The sequence below is a fragment of the Streptomyces sp. GD-15H genome, assembly GCF_045291515.1.
Taxonomy (GTDB): domain Bacteria; phylum Actinomycetota; class Actinomycetes; order Streptomycetales; family Streptomycetaceae; genus Streptomyces.
This window is the reverse complement of record NZ_CP149447.1, coordinates 5,811,514-5,829,968: the sequence shown is the minus strand read 5'-3', so window position 1 is coordinate 5,829,968 and position 18,455 is coordinate 5,811,514. Positions and strand designations below refer to the sequence as shown.

Here is an 18,455-nt window from a genome sequence, read left to right as displayed (position 1 = left end):
GGAGCAGTTGGACCGACTGCTCGCCTCGGACGACTGCGTACCGTCGAGTTGCAGGTCATGCCTACGGACCGGACCGAGCACTCAGGCATGGAGGCTCGTTCACCCTGCTGGTGCCAAGGGGGAAGTCGCAAGTGGGATACACGGAAGTGCAGACCTCCGCGCGGCCGGCTGACAGACCTGGCCGAGGTCCGTGTCCTGGCCGCACGCTACGGCAGCATCAGGGCCCAGGCGTTCACTCCGCGAGATTCTCTGACCCTGATCGAGAGGATGCAGACGGAAGATGAGCGCTGAGAGCCGTCGACGACTCGTCTGGCACAAGAGCAGCTACAGCGGCAACGAGGGCGGCGAGCGTGTCGAAGTAGCCGTCGCCCCGGGGGCCGTCCACGTCCGCGACTCCGAGGACGTGAGGCGACCGCACCTCTCCGTGCACGCGGTCGGCTGGGCCGCGTTCGGGAACTTCGCGACGGACCGCTGAGCCTCCCCAGGACGTGTCCGGGAAAAGACGTGAGCACTTCGCCCATTCCTGTCCACATGGCGCCCATTTGAGCGCTTACGTGACATTCGCCCGCCGACTGCTCACGCTTTTCAGCAGGGCAGCCGCCTGTGGCCCGACAGCGTCGGGGCCGTGGGTCGGGGCCACCCGACCGGTTCGGTCCGGTGGCCCCGGCTCCGGGCTCACGCACCACGGGTCGCCCCGTGCGGCTCACGCCTCGCGGGTGCCCGTGTACATCTCGTCGATGAGGTGCTGGTACTCGCGCTCCACCACCGGGCGCTTCAGCTTCAGGCTCGGGGTGATCTCGCCGTGTTCGATGTCCAGGTCGCGCGGCAGGAGGCGGAACTTCTTGATGGTCTGCCAGCGCTGCAGGCCCTCGTTGAGCTGCTTGACGTAGCCGTCGACCATCTCGACCGTGGCGGGCGCGGCGACGATCTCCGCGTACGGCTTGCCGCCCAGGCCGTTCTCCTGCGCCCAGGCCGCCAGGGCCACCTCGTCGAGGGCGATGAGGGCGGTGCAGTAGTTCCGGTCGGCGCCGTGCACCAGGATGTTGGAGACGTACGGGCACACCGCCTTGAACTGTCCCTCGACCTCGGCGGGCGCGATGTACTTGCCGCCGGACGTCTTGATGAGGTCCTTCTTGCGGTCGGTGATCCGCAGGTAGCCGTCGGGCGACAGCTCGCCGATGTCACCGGTGCGGAACCAGCCGTCGGGCTCCAGCACCTCGGCGGTCTTCTCGGGGAGTCCGTGGTAGCCCTCCATGATGCCGGGGCCGCGCAGCAGGATCTCGCCGTCGTCGGCGATCCGTACCTCGGTGCCGGGCAGCGGCTTGCCGACGGTGCCGGTGCGGTAGGCCTCGCCGGGGTTGACGAAGGAGGCCGCGGAGGACTCGGTGAGGCCGTAGCCCTCCAGGATGTGGATGCCGGCGCCGGCGAAGAAGTAGCCGATGTCCGGGGCCAGGGCCGCCGAACCGGAGATGCAGGCGCGCAGGTTGCCGCCGAAGGCCTCGCGGATCTTGGCGTAGACCAGCTTGTCGGCGACGTTGTGCTTCGCGGTGAGGCCGAAGGGGGCACTGGCGGTGCCGGTGCGGCGGAAGTTGTCCTGCGTGGCCTTGGCGTACTCGCGGGCGACACCGGCGGCCCACTGGAAGATCTTGTACTTGGCGCCGCCGCCCGCCCGTGCCTTGGCGGCGACCCCGTTGTAGACCTTCTCGAAGATGCGGGGCACGGCCGCCATGTAGGTCGGCTGCACCACCGGCAGATTCTCGATGATCTTGTCGACCCGGCCGTCGACCGCGGTGACGTGGCCGACCTCGATCTGGCCGGACGTGAGCACCTTGCCGAAGACGTGCGCGAGCGGCAGCCACAGGTACTGCACGTCGTCGCCACTGATCAGGCCGGTGGCGGCGATCGCCTTCGCCAGGTACGACCAGTTGTCGTGCGGCAGGCGTACGCCCTTGGGGCGGCCGGTGGTGCCCGAGGTGTAGATGAGGGTGGCCAGCTGGTCCTTGGTGATCGCGGCGACCCGCTCCTTGACCAGCCCGGCGTCCTTCTCCAGCCGGGCCGCCCCGCGGCGCTCCAGCTCGGCGAGGCTGATCACCCAGTCACCGGTCTCGACGCCGGTCGCGTCGATGACCACGACATGGCCGAGGTGGGGCAGCTCGGCGCGCTTCTCGACCGCCTTGGCCACCTGCTCGGCGTTCTCCGCGATCAGCACCCGGCTGTCGGAGTCCGACAGGATGTACGCGGACTCCTCGAGGTTCGTCTGCGGGTAGACCGTGGTGGTGGCGGCGCCCGCGCACATGATGCCGAGGTCGGCGAGGATCCATTCGACCCGGGTGGCGGACGCGAGCGCCACCCGCTCCTCCGGGTTCACGCCCAGCTCGATCAGGCCGGCCGCGATGGCGTTGACCCGCTCGGCGGCCTCGGCCCAGGTCAGCGACTTCCAGTCGTCGGGGCCGTCGCCGGTGGCGGACGGAACGGGATAGCGGTACGCCTCGGCGTCCGGTGTGGCGGCGACACGCTCCAGGAAGAGGGTCGCCACGCTCGGCGGCCGGTTCTCGATCAAAGTCAGTGTGTCGCTCAAGACATCCTCCGGGGCCCACGACGGTGCGGCTGGCTCAGATGTGACTGGTGTGCGGCTGGTGATCGGTTCGGGTATCGAATCGGTAGCGGCTGGTGATCGACTGATTACGCTCGTGTAGTCTTGTTTAACTCACGAGTAACCGTCGGGCAGGGACAGAGTAGAGGCCGACCGGCGGCTTCGTAAGAGGCCAAGGCCTGTCATTTCGCGCAGACAGCCCTCCGGTGTGGTGTACGACCGACCTCACCACGGGCCTGCGACCGACGCACGCGGGGGCCCGGCGTGCGAAGGCGCGCCGGGCCCCGCTCTCGTCCGGCCTTCCGGGGCGCCCCCGCCCGCCTTCGGTGGTCCCCTGTTACTTCTTGCCCTTGCCCGACCCCGCGCTGTCGTCGCTGGAGAGGACGGCGATGAAGGCCTCCTGCGGGACCTCCACGGCACCCACCATCTTCATCCGCTTCTTGCCCTCCTTCTGCTTCTCCAGCAGCTTGCGCTTACGCGAGATGTCACCGCCGTAGCACTTGGCGAGGACGTCCTTGCGGATGGCGCGGATGGTCTCGCGGGCGATCACCCGGGAACCGATGGCGGCCTGGACGGGCACCTCGAAGTTCTGCCGCGGGATCAGCTCCCGCAGCTTGGCGACGAGCCGCACGCCGTACGCGTACGCCTGGTCCTTGTGGGTGATCACCGAGAAGGCGTCCACCTTGTCGCCGTGCAGCAGGATGTCGACCTTGACGAGGGAGCTGCTCTGCTCGCCGGTGGGCTCGTAGTCGAGCGAGGCGTAGCCGCGGGTCTTGGACTTCAGCTGGTCGAAGAAGTCGAAGACGATCTCCGCGAGCGGCAGCGTGTAGCGGATCTCGACCCGGTCCTCGGAGAGGTAGTCCATGCCGAGCAGGGTGCCGCGCCGGGTCTGGCACAGCTCCATGATCGCGCCGATGAACTCGGTGGGCGCGAGGATCGTGGCCCGCACCACCGGCTCGAAGACCTCGTCGATCTTCCCCTCGGGGAACTCGCTCGGGTTGGTGACGATGTGCTCGACACCGTCCTCCATGATCACGCGGTACACCACGTTGGGCGCGGTGGCGATCAGGTCGAGCCCGAACTCGCGCTCCAGCCGCTCGCGGATCACGTCGAGGTGCAGCAGGCCCAGGAAGCCGACGCGGAAGCCGAACCCGAGGGCCGCGGACGTCTCCGGCTCGTAGACCAGGGCCGCGTCGTTGAGCTGGAGCTTGTCCAGTGCCTCGCGCAGCTCGGGGTAGTCGGAGCCGTCCAGCGGGTACAGGCCGGAGAAGACCATGGGCTTGGGCTCCTTGTAGCCGCCCAGCGCCTCCTCGGCCCCCTTGTGCTGGCTGGTGACGGTGTCACCGACCTTGGACTGGCGGACGTCCTTCACGCCGGTGATGAGGTAGCCCACCTCACCGACGCCGAGACCGTCGGAGGACAGCATCTCCGGCGAGTTCGTACCGATCTCCAGCAGCTCGTGCGTCGCGCCCGTGGACATCATGCGGATGCGCTCACGCTTGTTGAGCTGGCCGTCGATGACCCGGACGTAGGTCACGACACCGCGGTACGAGTCGTACACCGAGTCGAAGATCATCGCGCGGGCCGGAGCGTCCTTGACACCGACCGGGGCGGGGATCTCGGCGACCACCCTGTCGAGCAGCGCCTCGACGCCGAGCCCGGTCTTGGCGGACACCTTCAGCACGTCGTCGGGCTCGCAGCCGACCAGGTTGGCGAGCTCCTCGGCGAACTTCTCGGGCTGCGCGGCCGGCAGGTCGATCTTGTTGAGCACCGGGATGATCGTGAGGTCGTTCTCCATCGCCAGGTACAGGTTGGCGAGGGTCTGCGCCTCGATGCCCTGGGCGGCGTCCACCAGCAGAACCGTGCCCTCGCAGGCGGCGAGCGACCGCGACACCTCGTAGGTGAAGTCGACGTGCCCCGGCGTGTCGATCATGTTGAGGATGTGCGTGCTGCCCTTGTCGTCGGTGGGCGCCCACGGCAACCTCACCGCCTGGGACTTGATCGTGATGCCGCGCTCACGCTCGATGTCCATGCGGTCGAGGTACTGGGCACGCATCTGCCGCTGCTCGACCACGCCGGTCAGCTGGAGCATCCGGTCGGCGAGCGTGGACTTGCCGTGGTCGATGTGCGCGATGATGCAGAAGTTGCGGATCAGCGCCGGGTCGGTACGGCTCGGCTCGGGCACGTGGCTGGGGGTCGCGGGCACGCAGGGTCCTGATTCTTGAGGCGTCCGCAGTGTCTGCGGTCTCGGGTCGGATCGATACGTAGCTTCCATCGTCCCACGGGTGCGGGGCGAGCTCCCCCGGACGCCGTCGCCCGGGTGGGGGCCGGGAGACGGGTTTGGGCCACCGATCGGGCCGCTGGTAATGTGGGGGGCTGTGTCTCTTGCCCTCTCGGTGCGGGACACATCGGAAAGCATTCACCGGTGCGGGACCCCTGCGGCCCCGTGCCAGAACCTGTAGAGGCTCATTCGTGGCGAACATCAAGTCCCAGATCAAGCGGAACAAGACCAACGAGAAGGCCCGGCTGCGCAACAAGGCCGTCAAGTCCTCTCTGAAGACCGCGATCCGCAAGGCTCGCGAGGCCGTCGCCGCGGGCGACGCCGAGAAGGCCACCGAGTACCAGCGCATTGCCGCGCGTCAGCTCGACAAGGCCGTCTCCAAGGGCGTCATCCACAAGAACCAGGCCGCCAACAAGAAGTCGGCGCTGGCGCTGAAGGTCGCGTCCCTCAAGGGCTGAACCGCTCTCTGATCTGATCGCCGGAAGGACCCGGGCGGGCCCTCTCTCTCCGCCCCCGACCGGCAACCCGAGCTCGTACGCGGCCTGCGTTCGCCACGCGGGTACGAGCTCCGTGCTTCGACCGAGGACCCCGTCCGCCCACCCTTCCCCGGGTGACGGACGGGGTCCTCGGCTTGTGTGGGGGCCATCGGCACGGGCAGGGGTCGGCCGGGGTCGTCGAGCTGCCACGCCCGGCAGGGGCTGCCGCCGCCCGCCGGCCAGGTCCTACGCCCTACGCCCGTCCCCGCGACCGCGCCGCGCGCGCGATGGTGACGACCGCCTTCTCCAGGGCGTACTCCGGATCGTCCCCGCCGCCCTTGACCCCGGCGTCCGCCTCTGCCACGGCCCGCAGCGCGACGGACACTCCGTCAGGGGTCCAGCCCCGCGTCTGCTGCCGCACACGGTCGATCTTCCACGGCGGCATGCCCAGCTCCCGCGCCAGATCGGCCGATCTGCCGCCGCGCGCCGACAACAGCTTTCCGATCGCCCGTACGCCCTGGGCCAGCGCGCTGGTGATCAGCACCGGCGCCACCCCTGTCGCCAGCGACCAGCGCAGCGCCTCCAGCGCCTCCGCCGCCCGTCCCTCCACCGCGCGGTCGGCGACCGTGAAGCTCGATGCCTCGGCCCGCCCGGTGTAGTACCGGCCGACGACCGCCTCGTCGATGGTCCCCTCGACGTCCGCCGCCAGCTGGGACACCGCCGAGGCCAGCTCCCGCAGATCGCTGCCGAGGGCGTCGACCAGCGACTGGCACGCCTCCGGTGTGGCCGATCTCCCGACGGCCCGGAACTCGCCCCGCACGAAGGCCAGCCGGTCGGCCGGCTTCGCCATCTTCGGGCAGGCCACCTCCCGCGCCCCCGCCTTGCGCGCCGCGTCGAGCAGTCCCTTGCCCTTGGCGCCGCCCGCGTGCAGCAGCACGAGGGTGATCTCCTCGGCGGGCGCCCCGAGATACGCCTTCACGTCCTTGACGGTGTCGGCCGACAGGTCCTGCGCGTTGCGTACGACCACGACCTTGCGCTCGGCGAAGAGCGACGGACTGGTCAGCTCGTCGAGGGTGCCGGGCTGGAGCTGGTCCGGGGTGAGGTCACGTACGTCCGTGTCGGCGTCGGCGGTCTTCGCGGCGGCCACCACCTCCCGCACGGCACGGTCGAGCAGGAGGTCCTCCTGGCCCACGGCGAGCGTCACCGGGGCGAGAGGGTCGTCTTGAGCTGTCTTCCTGGCCATCGCGGCAAGCATCCCACGCACCACTGACAACGAGGGTTCCCGGCAGCACGGCCCCGGCTCAGGGCTCTTCCCGCCAGCCCTCCCACTCCGCCGCGAACTCGTCCAGTGCCCCGGGGTCCAGCCGTCCCCCCTCGTCACGCAGGACGACGAGCCACTGGGCGTCCTCGGCGTCGTCCTCGCCGGCCAGGGCGTCCCGTACGAGCCGCGGTTCCTCGTCGACGCCGAACCGCTCGCCCAGCTCCTCCGCCACCGCTTCCGCGGCCTCGCGGTCGGGCAGCACCAGCACATGTCTCACATCGCTCACGTCGGCCATTAAAAACCCAGCTGGTCCCGATCAGCTGACCTGGTGGGGATTTCTCACAGTCGGCACCTGGGCGAGGCGGATTCCGAACCGGTCCCGGTAGCACGCGAGCACCTCCTCGTCCGTCCCCAACTCCCGCTCCTCACGCGTACCGTCCCCCGCTGTCGCGGTGACCTTGCGGCCGCTGAGCGTGATCCTCCCTCCGTCCTCGGTGACCCGTGAGCAGACGAGTGACCGCGTGAAATGCGACTGCGGCGAGGTGCTGTGCCACCACGCCCCGGCCACGAAGTCGCCGAGCACCCTCGGGCGCTGCTCCAGCCGGTACACCCGCTTCCCGTCCCGCAGCACGTCCAGGTCCGCGACCGGGTCGACGTCATGGACGTCATGACCACCGCGCACCCCGGCCGCGTCCGGCGCCGCCTCGGTGATCCGGAACGTACCCCGGGGTCCTCCTGCTCCTCCCGCTCCCCGAACGCCGGCGGCAGCAGGAAGTGCGCCCCGAACCCGACATCGGCGAGCAGGTCGCCGCCGTCCGGGGTCCGTACCCGCAGGGCGAGATGGTCGTACGGGATGCCGAGCCGTCCTTCGTCGCCGTACACCCGCGCGGCGAGCGGGGTGACCCCGTACCCGAGGGCGGTGAGCAATGTGCCGAAGGCTCCGTTGAGTTCGTAGCAGAAGCCGCCTCGCCGGTCGCGCACCACTTTGTCCAGCAGCCGTTTCCCGTCGAGCACGATCTCCTCACCCAGGTGGACCGAGAGGTTCTCGAAGGGCACGGTCCGCAGATGGCGCAGGTGCAGTTCGCGCAGCGCCTCGACGGTGGGCCGGGCCGGTCGCTCGACACCCAGCCGCCGCAGATAGGCATCGACCGCCGCCGCGTCCGGACCGGCGTCGGTGCCCGCCCGCGTGCCCGCGTCCGGGCTCGGGGTCGCTTCTTCGTTCGTTTCGTCGTGCGCGGCTTCCCTCATGCCCTCAGTGTCGCGCCACTCGCAGTCCTCCCCTCCCGTTCTCGTCGCCGAGCACCGCGATCGCGCCGTCGCGGTCTGTCCGCAGTACCGCGGTGCCGGCGTTTCGCAGGGCGGCGAGCGTGGTCGGGGCCGGGTGGCCATAGGTGTTGTCGCGGCCCGCGGAGATCAGCGCCAGCCGGGGTGCCACCCGGTGCAGGAGGCCGGGATCCTGGAAGGCCGAGCCGTGGTGGGCGACCTTCAGGACGTCGACGTCCGCCAGTCGCCCCGCCACGGGCGACCTCGCCAGGGCCCGCTGGGCCGGCGGTTCCAGGTCGCCGAGCAGCAGCAGGCGCAGGCCCGCCGTCCGGACGAGCATGGCCACGCTGGCGTCGTTCGGTCCCTCCGGCTCCGGGGGCCGGGACTGCGGGGGCCAGGGCTGCGGAGTCGTGGGCGCTGCGGGCTGCCGGGGGCTCGGGGGTGGCCACACCACCTCCCAGGACAGGTCCCCCGTGCGCCGCCGCTCCCCCGCGACGGCACGCGTCACCGGCAGGTGACGGGCGGCCGCGAGTCCTCGTACGAAGCGGGCCTGTTCCGCGGGTTCCTCCAGCCCCGTGGTCGCGATCGCGCCCACCGAGCGTCCGCGCAGTACACCGGGCAGGCCCGCCACATGGTCGGCGTGGAAGTGGGTCAGCACGACCAGCGGGACCGCGGTGATGCCGAGGGAGCGCAGGCAGCGGTCCACCAGCGCAGGGTCCGGACCGGCGTCCACGACCACCCCGGTGTCCTCGCCCGCGGCCAGCACCATCGCGTCGCCCTGGCCCACGTCGCACATCACCAGCCGCCAGCCCGGCGGCGGCCAGCCCGTGATCACCCGGGTCAGCGGCGGCGGCTGCACCACCAGGAGCACCAGGAGCAGCGCGCAGACCGCGCACCACCACGGGTGCCCCAGCAGCCTCCGGCCGACCAGCAGCGCGACCGGGGTGAGCGCCCCGAGCAGTGCCGCTCCGGCCCAGCCGCCCGGCCAGTCGACTCCGGCGCCGGGCAGCGCGGCCCCGGTCCGGGCGATCTGCGCGATCCACTCCACGGGCCAACTCGCGCACCAGGCGAGCGCCTTCGCCAGCGGTATCGCCGGCAGGGCGGTGGCCAGCGCCAGGAAGCCCAGCACGGTGGCCGGTGCGAGCGCGAACTCCGCGAGGAGATTGCACGGCACCGCCACCAGGCTCACCCGCGCCGACAGTACGACGACCACCGGCGCGCACACCGCCTGCGCGGCACCCGCGGCGGCCAGCGCCTCCGCGAGCCGTGGCGGCACTCCGCGCCGTCGCAGGCCGATGCTCCAGCGCGGCGCGAGCGTGAGCAGGGCGCCGGTGGCCAGCACGGAGAGCAGGAAGCCGTAGGTGCGGGCCAGCCACGGATCGTAGAGCACCAGCAGCAGGACGGCCGTCGCCAGCGCCGGGATCAGCGCTCTGCGGCGGCCGGTGGCGAGCGCGAGCAGCGCGACGGATCCGCAGGCCGCGGCCCGCAGCACACTCGGATCCGGCCGGCACACGACAACGAACCCGAGCGAGATCACCCCGCCGAGCAGCGCGGTCGTCCGCAGCGGGATGCCGAGGCGCGCGGCGAGACCACGGCGCTCGGCGTACTGGGCCAGGCCCGGCGGGCCGAGGAGCAGGGCGAGGAGGATGGTGAAGTTGGCGCCGGAAACGGCCAAGGTGTGCGTGAGGTCGGTCTCCCTGAACGCCTCTTCAAGTTCCGGGGTGACGCGTGCGGTGTCGCCGACGACCAGCCCCGGCAGCAGGGCCCGCGCGTCCGTCGACAGCCCGTCGGTCGCCGCCCGCAGTCCGGCCCGCAGCCGCCCCGCCAGCCGCTGCGGTCCCGACGGCTCCCCCACCCTCTCCGGTCCGTCCCGGCCCTTGACCCGCAGCACGGCCGCGAACCGGTCACCGCCCGCTCTCGCGGGCGCGAGCCGGGCCTCGATACGCAGCCGGGTGGACGGCAGCAGTCCGAGCCACGGTGAGCGTTCCTCCGTAGGCCGTACTCGTCCGTCCGGCGCACCGTCCCCGGCCGGACGCGCGTCGACCATCATCAGCACCGGGGCCCGGGTCGCCACCGCCGCTCCACTCCCCGCCCGCTCCACCCGGCGCACGTCGGCCTCGATGAGCACGGCCGTCGGGGCCGGTCGGCTGCCGCCGGTCCTGGGCCGGGTCAGGCGGGGGTCGGAGGTGATCTCGACCTCGGCCGTCACCGCGGCGTACTCCCGCGCCAGCTCCGGCACCGGGCCGCGCCGCAGATCCGCACCGTGCAGGCCCGCCGAACCAGCGGCAGCGGCGACGCAGAGCAGCACCGCGGCTCCGGAGAGACGCGCACGTCCCCGTCCCGCACATCCCGGTCCCACCCTGCGGTTTCGCAGGGTGAGGAGAACGGCGGCCAGGGCCAAGGACGCGATCACGGTGCCCAGTACCCGGGCGGGCGGGGCGTGCAGCATCACCGCCGCCGTGGACCATGCGGCCAGCGCGGGTGGTACGAGCCGAAGGTCGGCCGGTCCCTCCTGCCGCGGGTGGGCGGCCCCGAGCCGCTTCCCGGAGGTCGCGTGCACGGACAGCCGGGCGGTGGGTTCCGTGGCGCTGTGCTCCGTGACGGTGGGCGCCGGCCGACCCGTGGCCGTCCGGCTCCTCAAGGCCGTACGAGATTCCGCAGGTCCGCGAAGCGGCGGTCGCCGATGCCGTTCACTTCCCGCAGTTCGTCCACCGAGCGGAAACCGCCGTTCCGGGTGCGGTGCTCGATGATGTGCCGGGCCAGCACGGGGCCGACGCCAGGGAGGGTCTCGAGCTGGTCCGGCGTGGCGGTGTTGAGGGACACCGGTGCCGTGGGCCCGGCTCCCGCCGTTCCGGCCGTATCGCCCGCCACAGGCCCCGGGCCTGCCACCGGTGCCGGGCCGCCGACGATCACCTGCTCGCCGTCCACGAGGAAGCGGGCCCGGTTGAGGCCGTCGGTCTTGGTTCCGGGGCGTACTCCGCCCGCCGCCCGCAACGCGTCCGCGACCCGTGCGCCGGCCGGGAGGCGGTGGACGCCCGGGTCACGCACCTTGCCGCCGACATCGACCACGATCTCGGGGGCCGCCGTCCCCGCGGTACCCGTGTCGGTGGGTTCGGCCGCCCCGGCCGGGGCGGCCGGTCGGCTCTCGTCGCGGGGCACGGCCGCTCCCACCACCTCCGGTGCCCGCACCGGCTGGGTCCGCCCGCCCCAGAAGTGCTGTGCGGCGAACCCCACGGCCACCACGAGCACCACCGACAACGCGATCACGCTCCGCCGTTCCAACCCGCACCGCGTCCGCGCCCACAACGGCAACCGCTCGCGCAGCGCGAGCCCCATTCGACCGGCCGGCCGCCGCTCCCCCGAAGCCACCGGGTCCAGATCCACCGGGCTCGGAGCCATCAGGTATGGGGTCTCCTCCCGCGTCCGCACATCCGCGGCATCCACAGAGTCCGCAGAGTCCACGGCGTCATCGGCCACGACCGTGGTCCTCCGGGATCGCGCCCCCGACCGGCCCATGCCGCCCGCAGCCCAGCTCGGCACGACTCTGGCGCCCCTGACGCCCCCGCCCCGCTCCCCGAACAGAGCCTCCGCCCGGCGCCGAAGCTCTTCCGCCGAGGCGTCACGGTCCCGGTGCCGGTACCCGTGCCGTACCCGGCCGCCTGTCCCGGGTTCCCTACCGGCGGCGGCCTGGCCGGTGACGGGCGCGGCCGTCGGACGCGGGTGCACGGCCCGGCCCGCTGGTCGCGGTCGCTGTGTGTGAACGTGATCGAAGTGCCATGCCGGCAGGATCGGGCAGACCACCACATCCGCGATGATCTTGCTTGATTCCCGTGGATTACTGCCCGGTTGTGGACAACTCCGTCACCCGGACGAGCCGGTCCGGCAGCTCCTCAGCGAGCCGAGACCACGACCCCCAGCAGGCCGGGTCCCGTGTGCGCGCCGATCACCGCGCCGACCTCGCTGACATGCAGCTCGGCCAGGCCGGGCAGCCGCGTGCGCAGCCGGTCCGCGAGAGCCGACGCACGGTCCGGCGCGGCGAGATGGTGGACGGCGATGTCGACCTCGGCGGCGCCCGCCCGCTCGGCCGCGATCTCCTCCAGGCGGGCGATGGCCTTCGACGCCGTGCGCACCTTCTCCAGGGGTTCGATGCGGCCGCCGGCCAGCTGGAGCAGCGGCTTCACCGCGAGCGCCGATCCCAGCAGCGCCTGCGCGGCCCCGATGCGTCCGCCGCGACGCAGATAGTCCAGGGTGTCGACGTAGAAGTACGCGGAGGTGCCCGCCGCCCGCTTCTCCGCGGCCGTGACCGCCTCATCCACGGTGCCTCCCGCCTCCGCGGTCTCTGTCGCGGCGAGGGCGCAGAATCCGAGCGCCATGGCGATCATGCCGGTGTCCACCACCCGCACCGGCACCGGCGCCTCGCGGGCCGCGACGACCGCCGCGTCGTAGGTGCCGGAGAGTTCGGCGGAGAGGTGGAGGGAGACGATGCCGGTGGCGCCGGACTCGGCGGCCCTGCGGTAGGTCTCGGCGAAGACCTCGGGGCCGGGCCGGGACGTGGTCACCGGGCGGCGTTTCTGCAGCGCCTGGGCGAGGGAGCGGGTGGAGATCTCGGTGCCCTCTTCCAGCGCGCGGTCGCCGAGGACCACGGTCAGGGGTACCGCGGTGATGCCGTGCCGCTCCCTCGTCCGGGCCGGAAGATAGGCCGTTGAATCGGTGACGATGGCGACATGGCGGGACATGAGCTGGAGGTTACCTGGCGTACGGCCTCCCCGGCAGCCTGGACCGGCGCGCCGGGCGGGATCGTGGCCGGATCACGGCGACCGGATCAACCGGATCAAGTGGTGCTCTCCGGACGGGGCTTCTTCTGCCAGGGGTAGGTGGGGCGCGGTCCGGGCGGTGTGATGGCGGGGCGGGCCGGATCGGCTGCCGGGGCGTCCTCGGCCGGTGCTTCGGGCAGGCGCCGGGGGGAGGAGGACGCGGAGGCGGACGGGGGCACGGAGGCGGACGCCGAGGCGGGCTGCTGCCCGGTGGTCGTCCAGTGCCGCAGGGCTCCGGTCTCCATGTCGATCTGGGTGCTGAGGGAGTCGAGGTCGTCGTCCGCGAAGTGGCGGGCGCGGTCGCGGGCCGCCCAGCGCAGGGAGTCCGCCGACCGTGCGATGCGGTGGGTGCGCTCGCGCAGTCCGGGCAGCCGCTTGCCGAGGGTGCCACGGTCCGGTTCGGACTCCAGGCGCCGGAGCTCGGCGTCCAGTTCGTGCCCGTGCGCGCTGAGCCGCTCGAAGAGGCCGAGGGACTCCTTGAGGGACTGGTCCTCGGCGGCGCCGGCCTCCAGCGCGTCCTGGGTGGCACGCATGGACGTCCGCAATGTGAGCCTGAGTTGGGCGAGCTCGCCGGCCGGGCCGGTCTGGGCGAAGGACTTGACCTTCAGGGTGTGGTCCTCGACCGTACGGCGGGCCTGGGTGAGGTGACGGTCCGCACTGCGCTTGGCGGCGCCGACGACCTTCACGGTGGCGTACGCGCCGAGCACGACGAAGAGCACGAAGAGCAGGGCCAACACTGCGATCACTGCTTCCACTGGTCTCCTCCTCCGGGCCCTGGGGCCTGCCGCCACACACCGCGCCGCTCTTCAAAGGTAAACGCAACGGGCAGGCTCGGAGTTCCGGAAGAACCCCGAACCTGCCCGTAGGGGACTACCCCGAGCCCGCTGTTCCTCGGCCCCGCAGCGCTACAGCGTCACGCCGGAACGATGTTCACCAGCTTCGGTGCCCGCACGATCACCTTGCGGATCCCGGCCCCGCCCAGCCCCGCGACGACCCTCTCGTCGGCCAGCGCCACCTTCTCCAGTTCTTCCTCGGAGATCGACGGCGACACCTCCAGGCGGGCCTTGACCTTGCCCTTGACCTGGACCACGCAGGTGACGGCCTCGTCGACCACGTACGCCGGGTCGGCGACCGGGAAGTCCTGGTGGACGACCGAGTCGGTGTGGCCCAGCATGCGCCACAGCTCCTCCGCGATGTGCGGGGCCAGCGGCGCCACCAGCAGCACCAGGGACTCGGCGACCGGACGCGGCACCGCACCCCCCTGCTTGGTCAGGTGGTTGTTCAGCTCGGTGACCTTGGCGATGGCGGTGTTGAAGCGCATGCCCTCCAGGTCCTGCCGCACCCCGTCGATCGCCTTGTGCAGGGCCCGCAGGGTGGCCTCGTCGATGCCGGAGTCCCCGACGTCGACGACAGTCACCTCACCGGTGTCCTCGTCGACGATGTTGCGCCACAGCCGCTGCAGCAGCCGGAACTGACCGACCACCGCGCGGGTGTCCCACGGCCGCGACACGTCCAGCGGGCCCATCGCCATCTCGTACAGGCGCAGGGTGTCGGCCCCGTACTCGGCGCAGATCTCGTCCGGAGTGACCGCGTTCTTCAGGGACTTGCCCATCTTGCCCAGCAGTCGGGAGACCTGCTCGCCCTGGTAGTGATAGGTGCCGTCGCGCTCCTCGACCTCGGCGGCCGGTACCGCGATGCCGCGGCTGTCGCGGTAGACGTAGGCCTGGATCATGCCCTGGTTGTACAGCTTGTGGAACGGCTCCGCCGACGACACGTGCCCCAGGTCGTGCAGCACCTTGGACCAGAAGCGCGCGTACAGCAGGTGCAGGACGGCGTGCTCGGCGCCGCCGACGTACAGGTCGACGCCGCCGTGCGGCATGCCCTCGCGCGGGCCCATCCAGTACTGCTCGATCTCCGGGTCGACCAGCTTCTCGCTGTTGTGCGGGTCCAGGTAGCGCAGCTCGTACCAGCAGGAACCGGCCCAGTTGGGCATGGTGTTGGTCTCGCGCCGGTACCGGCGCGGACCGCGGCCGTCGCCCAGGTCCAGGGTGACGTCGACCCAGTCCTCGTTGCGCGACAGCGGCGTCTCGGGCAGGCTGTCGGCGTCGTCGGGGTCGAAGGTGCGCGGGGAGTAGTCCTCGACCTCGGGCAGCTCCAGCGGCAGCATCGACTCGGGCAGGGCGTGGGCGGTGCCGTCCTCGTCGTAGACGATCGGGAAGGGCTCGCCCCAGTAGCGCTGGCGGCTGAACAGCCAGTCGCGCAGCCGGAAGTTGACGGTGCCCTCGCCGATGCCCCGGCGCTCCAGCCACTCGGTGATGCGCGCCTTGGCCTCGGCGACGCCCAGACCGTCCAGGCTCACCTCGTCGTTGGACGAGTTGATGATCTTCGCGTCGTACGACGCGAAGGCGTCCTCCCACGTGGCGGTGTCCGTGCCGCGGCCGTCCGTCGGCTCGACGATGCAGTGGATCGGCAGTTCGAAGGCGCGCGCGAACTCGAAGTCGCGCTGGTCGCCGGCCGGGACGGCCATGATCGCACCGGTGCCGTAGCCCATCAGGACGTAGTCGGCGATGAAGACGGGCACCTTCTCGCCGTTGACCGGGTTGGTCGCGTAGGAGCCGATGAAGACGCCGGTCTTGTCCTTGGCCTCGGCCTGCCGCTCCACGTCGGACTTGGACGCGGCCTGCGCGCGGTAGGCGGCGACGGCCTCGGCCGGGGTCGCGTGGCCGCCGGTCCAGATGTCGTGGGTGCCCTCGGGCCAGGTGGCCGGGGTGAACTTCTCGACCAGCGGATGCTCGGGCGCCAGCACCATGTAGGTGGCGCCGAACAGGGTGTCGGGGCGGGTGGTGAAGACGGTGATCTGCTCGCCGTCGATGGGGAAGTCGACGCGGGCGCCCTCGGAGCGGCCGATCCAGTTGCGCTGCTGCAGCTTGATGGCCTCGGGCCAGTCCAGGGCGTCCAGGTCCGCCAGCAGCCGCTCGGCGTAGGCGGTGATGCGCATGTTCCACTGGCGCAGCTTCGCCTTGAAGACCGGGAAGTTGCCGCGCTCGGAGCGGCCTTCGGCGGTGACCTCCTCGTTGGCCAGTACGGTGCCCAGACCGGGGCACCAGTTGACCGGCGCGTCGGAGGCGTAGGCCAGCCGGAACTCGCCCAGGACGTCGGCGCGCTCGGCCTCGCTCAGCTCGCTCCACGCGCGCGTGTGGCCCGGTACGGGGCGCTCACCGGACTCGAACTCGGCGATCAGCTCGGTGATCGGGCGGGCCCGGTCGGCCTCGTCGTCATACCAGGAGTTGAAGATCTGCAGGAAGATCCACTGGGTCCACTTGTAGTAGTCCGGGTCGATCGTGGCGAACGACCGGCGCCGGTCGTGCCCCAGGCCCAGCCAGGCGCAGCTGGGACTTCATGTTCTCGATGTTGGCCTCGGTGGACACGCGCGGGTGCGTGCCGGTCTGTACGGCGTACTGCTCGGCGGGCAGTCCGAAGGCGTCGAAGCCCAGGGTGTGCAGGACGTTGTGACCGGTCATGCGCTGGAACCGGGCGGAGACGTCGGTGGCGATGTACCCCAGGGGGTGGCCGACGTGCAGTCCCGCACCGGAGGGGTAGGGGAACATGTCCATGATGAACTTCTTGGGCCGGGCGACCTTCTCCGGGTCGCCCGCCAGGTTGCCTCCCGGGTTGGGCGCGTCGTAGGTGCCCTCGGCGTCCCAGAAGTCCTGCCAGCGTGCCTCGATCTCGGCCGCCAGGGCGGCCGTGTAGCGGTGCGGCGCGGCCTCCGCCGACACAGGGGCGGTGGCCGCGGGGTTCGTCTCGCTCATGGTCCTCAAAGCTCCATCGATCGTCTGCGCCTTCGGCTGCGGCTTTCCGGGCCTCGGGCTTCCGGAAATGAAAAATCCCCTCGCACAGGAGGGGACGCCGCGCCGATTCCGACCACCTGGTTCGCTCGTGGCCGGGACTGATCAGCGCGGCCCGCTAAGCAGAAGGCGTACGGCACGCATGGCGCCAGGGTACCGCAGGCCCGCGGCGCGCCGCGACGCGCTTTCCGGGCCCACGGGTCCACCGAGAGCCCACCGAGAGCCCACCGAGAGCCCTTCCGCCCCACCGGCACTCCTGAATCCCGGTGAAAGGTTACTTCGCGTAACGCCCCCTACAGGGCATCGCTACAGCCGGATTTTCTTTTGATAACAGCGCAATAACTCAAACCCGTACTCCTCGGTACGTACGAGGTTTAGAGTGCGGCCCGGGACCGCTTCTCCCGAACGTTCGGAGTTCCCCATGAACCCTCGTCCAGACAGCAGCCCACCGCCCGTTCAGGGCCGGTCGGCTGCCGGTCAGTCGTACCCGCTCGCCGTCGTGCTCTCCGTCGTGACGTGGGGAGGTAGGGCGTGAGGCCGGACGACAGTACGGCGGACGACTGGTTCCTCGAGTTCCTCGACTTCGGTGCGGGCGTCCTGTCGCTCGTCTGCCTGAGCTGCTCGGTGATCTGGGGGCTCGTCGCCCAGGACCGGGTTCTGCTCGGCCCGCGCCAGCGCATCCTGGCGCAGGCCGTGCACCGCGCCACCGCGGTCGGTTCGGTCCTCTTCCTGCTGGTGCACATAGGCATCAAGCTGATCCTGGACCACACCACGTGGATCGCCGCGGTACTGCCCTTCGGGCTGGCCCTCACGGACGACGAGGTGGTCGCCGGCCGAAGCTTCCTGATCGGCCTGGGCACTCTGGCCGGCATGTTGATGATCTTCGTGGCGATCACCGGCATCCTGCGCAACCGCTTCGCCTCGCCCGCCCCCGTGGCGGCGCGCTGGCGCGCCATGCACATGCTGGCCTACCCGGCCTGGTGCGCCGCGCTGGTGCACGGGCTCTACGCGGGTCGAGCGGCCAAGCCGATCTTCCTGATCCTGTACGGCCTGTCCGTCCTCGGCGTCATGGGCGCCCTCGTGCTGCGCGCCTCGCCGCACCCGGTCAGGCGCGAGGTCGCCGACCGGATCACCGCCCTGCTCGGCACCGCCGACAAGTCGGGCCGCAACACCCTGGAGGGGAGCCGCTCCCGGTCGGCCGAGGCGTCGCTTCCCGGCTACGAGGACGGCGGCAGACGGGCCCCCCGGTCCCGTTCCGAGCGCCCCAGCCGGCGGCCCGGCCGCGGTACGAGGCCGCCGAACGCGTCGCGCCGACCCCGGAACCCGCGAACGGCTTCGCGGCCGCCTACCGCGCGGTCTCGGCCCCGTCCGCCCCGGCCCGGCCGCAGCAGCCCCTCTACGCCGACCAGACCGCCCGCATGGAACTGCCCCTGGACATGCAGCCCACCCAGGCCGTCCCGCGCGTGGACGCACCTCCCATGGGCGCGTCACGCATGGACGGCCCCTCCAGCACCTCGGGCAACTGGCCCATCCCGTCCCCGCCACCGGTCGGCGAGGCCCCGCCGTCGGCCTACGACCCGCTCCAGGACACCGGATACAGCATCCCGACCTACGACAATTCGGCCGCACCGGGCTACGGCGCGAGTGATGTGTACGACACCGGTGAGTCGAACCCCCTCTACGGCACGTACCACCCGAGTGACACGTACAACAGCGGTCCCGCCACTGACCCGTCACCCAGTGCGTCGTACGACTTCGACGCACCGGGTCCGGGCGAACCTTGGAACACGCCTTCCGGAGGCTTCAATTGAACCCTCCCCCAACTGAAGCAGGGGAATTCCTGACTCAGGACGCCTCACAGGTCAGCGCCCTGCGAGGTCCCCCTCCCTCCACGCCGGCCGAGACGGAACCTGCCCGGT

General features: G+C 71.4%; 10 protein-coding genes and 3 pseudogenes. 3 read left to right on the top strand and 10 right to left on the bottom strand.

Going from position 1 to position 18,455, the window contains the following annotated elements:
* Positions 1-280 precede the first annotated feature (280 nt).
* A complete protein-coding gene (locus WJ438_RS27465; protein ID WP_406727593.1) occupies positions 281-475 on the top strand; it encodes a DUF397 domain-containing protein in 195 nt (64 codons plus the stop codon).
* A gap of 228 nt (positions 476-703) precedes the next feature.
* Here the strand turns inward: WJ438_RS27465 and WJ438_RS27460 are convergent, their stop codons facing one another.
* Entirely contained in the window at positions 704-2,578 is a 1,875-nt protein-coding gene (locus WJ438_RS27460; RefSeq protein ID WP_406727592.1) for an AMP-dependent synthetase/ligase, read from the bottom strand.
* Between the two features lie 352 nt (positions 2,579-2,930).
* Positions 2,931-4,799 (bottom strand): translation elongation factor 4, encoded by a 1,869-nt coding sequence (gene lepA, locus WJ438_RS27455; protein WP_406727591.1) that lies wholly within the window; start codon positions 4,797-4,799, stop codon positions 2,931-2,933.
* A gap of 266 nt (positions 4,800-5,065) precedes the next feature.
* On the opposite strand from lepA, the gene rpsT reads away from it, so the two are divergent.
* A complete protein-coding gene (gene rpsT, locus WJ438_RS27450) occupies positions 5,066-5,332 on the top strand; it encodes a 30S ribosomal protein S20 (protein WP_406727590.1) in 267 nt (88 codons plus the stop codon).
* Between the two features lie 271 nt (positions 5,333-5,603).
* On the opposite strand, the gene holA is transcribed toward rpsT, so the two are convergent.
* From holA to leuS, 8 genes and pseudogenes are all read right to left on the bottom strand, one after another.
* Positions 5,604-6,593: a DNA polymerase III subunit delta gene (gene holA / locus WJ438_RS27445; protein WP_406727589.1), complete on the bottom strand. Its 990-nt coding sequence runs from the start codon at positions 6,591-6,593 to the stop codon at positions 5,604-5,606.
* A gap of 58 nt (positions 6,594-6,651) precedes the next feature.
* Positions 6,652-6,897: a hypothetical protein gene (locus tag WJ438_RS27440; protein WP_406727588.1), complete on the bottom strand. Its 246-nt coding sequence runs from the start codon at positions 6,895-6,897 to the stop codon at positions 6,652-6,654.
* 30 nt (positions 6,898-6,927) lie between these two features.
* Positions 6,928-7,859 (bottom strand): annotated as a pseudogene (locus WJ438_RS27435) (arylamine N-acetyltransferase).
* Between the two features lie 4 nt (positions 7,860-7,863).
* Positions 7,864-10,515 carry a ComEC/Rec2 family competence protein gene (locus WJ438_RS27430; protein WP_406727587.1) on the bottom strand — a complete coding sequence of 884 codons (2,652 nt, stop codon included), beginning with the start codon at positions 10,513-10,515 and terminating at the stop codon, positions 7,864-7,866.
* Positions 10,512-11,273, bottom strand: a complete 762-nt coding sequence (locus tag WJ438_RS27425) for a helix-hairpin-helix domain-containing protein (RefSeq protein ID WP_406727586.1) — start codon at positions 11,271-11,273, stop codon at positions 10,512-10,514. The genes WJ438_RS27430 and WJ438_RS27425 overlap by 4 nt, the downstream gene beginning before the upstream one ends.
* A gap of 491 nt (positions 11,274-11,764) precedes the next feature.
* A complete protein-coding gene (locus WJ438_RS27420; protein ID WP_406727585.1) occupies positions 11,765-12,610 on the bottom strand; it encodes a DegV family protein in 846 nt (281 codons plus the stop codon).
* A gap of 95 nt (positions 12,611-12,705) precedes the next feature.
* Complete coding sequence (locus WJ438_RS27415; RefSeq protein ID WP_406727584.1) at positions 12,706-13,443, bottom strand: hypothetical protein; 738 nt, start codon at positions 13,441-13,443, stop codon at positions 12,706-12,708.
* A 158-nt stretch (positions 13,444-13,601) separates the two neighbouring features.
* Positions 13,602-16,500: pseudogene (gene leuS, locus WJ438_RS27410) on the bottom strand (leucine--tRNA ligase).
* 567 nt (positions 16,501-17,067) lie between these two features.
* On the opposite strand from leuS, the pseudogene WJ438_RS27405 reads away from it, so the two are divergent.
* Positions 17,068-18,347, top strand: a pseudogene (locus WJ438_RS27405) (cytochrome b/b6 domain-containing protein).
* The last annotated feature ends 108 nt before the right edge of the window (positions 18,348-18,455 follow it).

Bases quoted from the DNA above. Each gene is read 5' to 3' on its own strand.
- WJ438_RS27465 (WP_406727593.1), top strand. From the start codon at position 281: ATGAGCGCTGAGAGCCGTCGACGACTCGTCTGGCACAAGAGCAGCTAC.
- holA (WP_406727589.1), bottom strand. From the start codon at position 6,593: ATGGCCAGGAAGACAGCTCAAGACGACCCTCTCGCCCCGGTGACGCTC.
- WJ438_RS27425 (WP_406727586.1), bottom strand. From the start codon at position 11,273: ATGGCTCCGAGCCCGGTGGATCTGGACCCGGTGGCTTCGGGGGAGCGG.
- WJ438_RS27420 (WP_406727585.1), bottom strand. From the start codon at position 12,610: ATGTCCCGCCATGTCGCCATCGTCACCGATTCAACGGCCTATCTTCCG.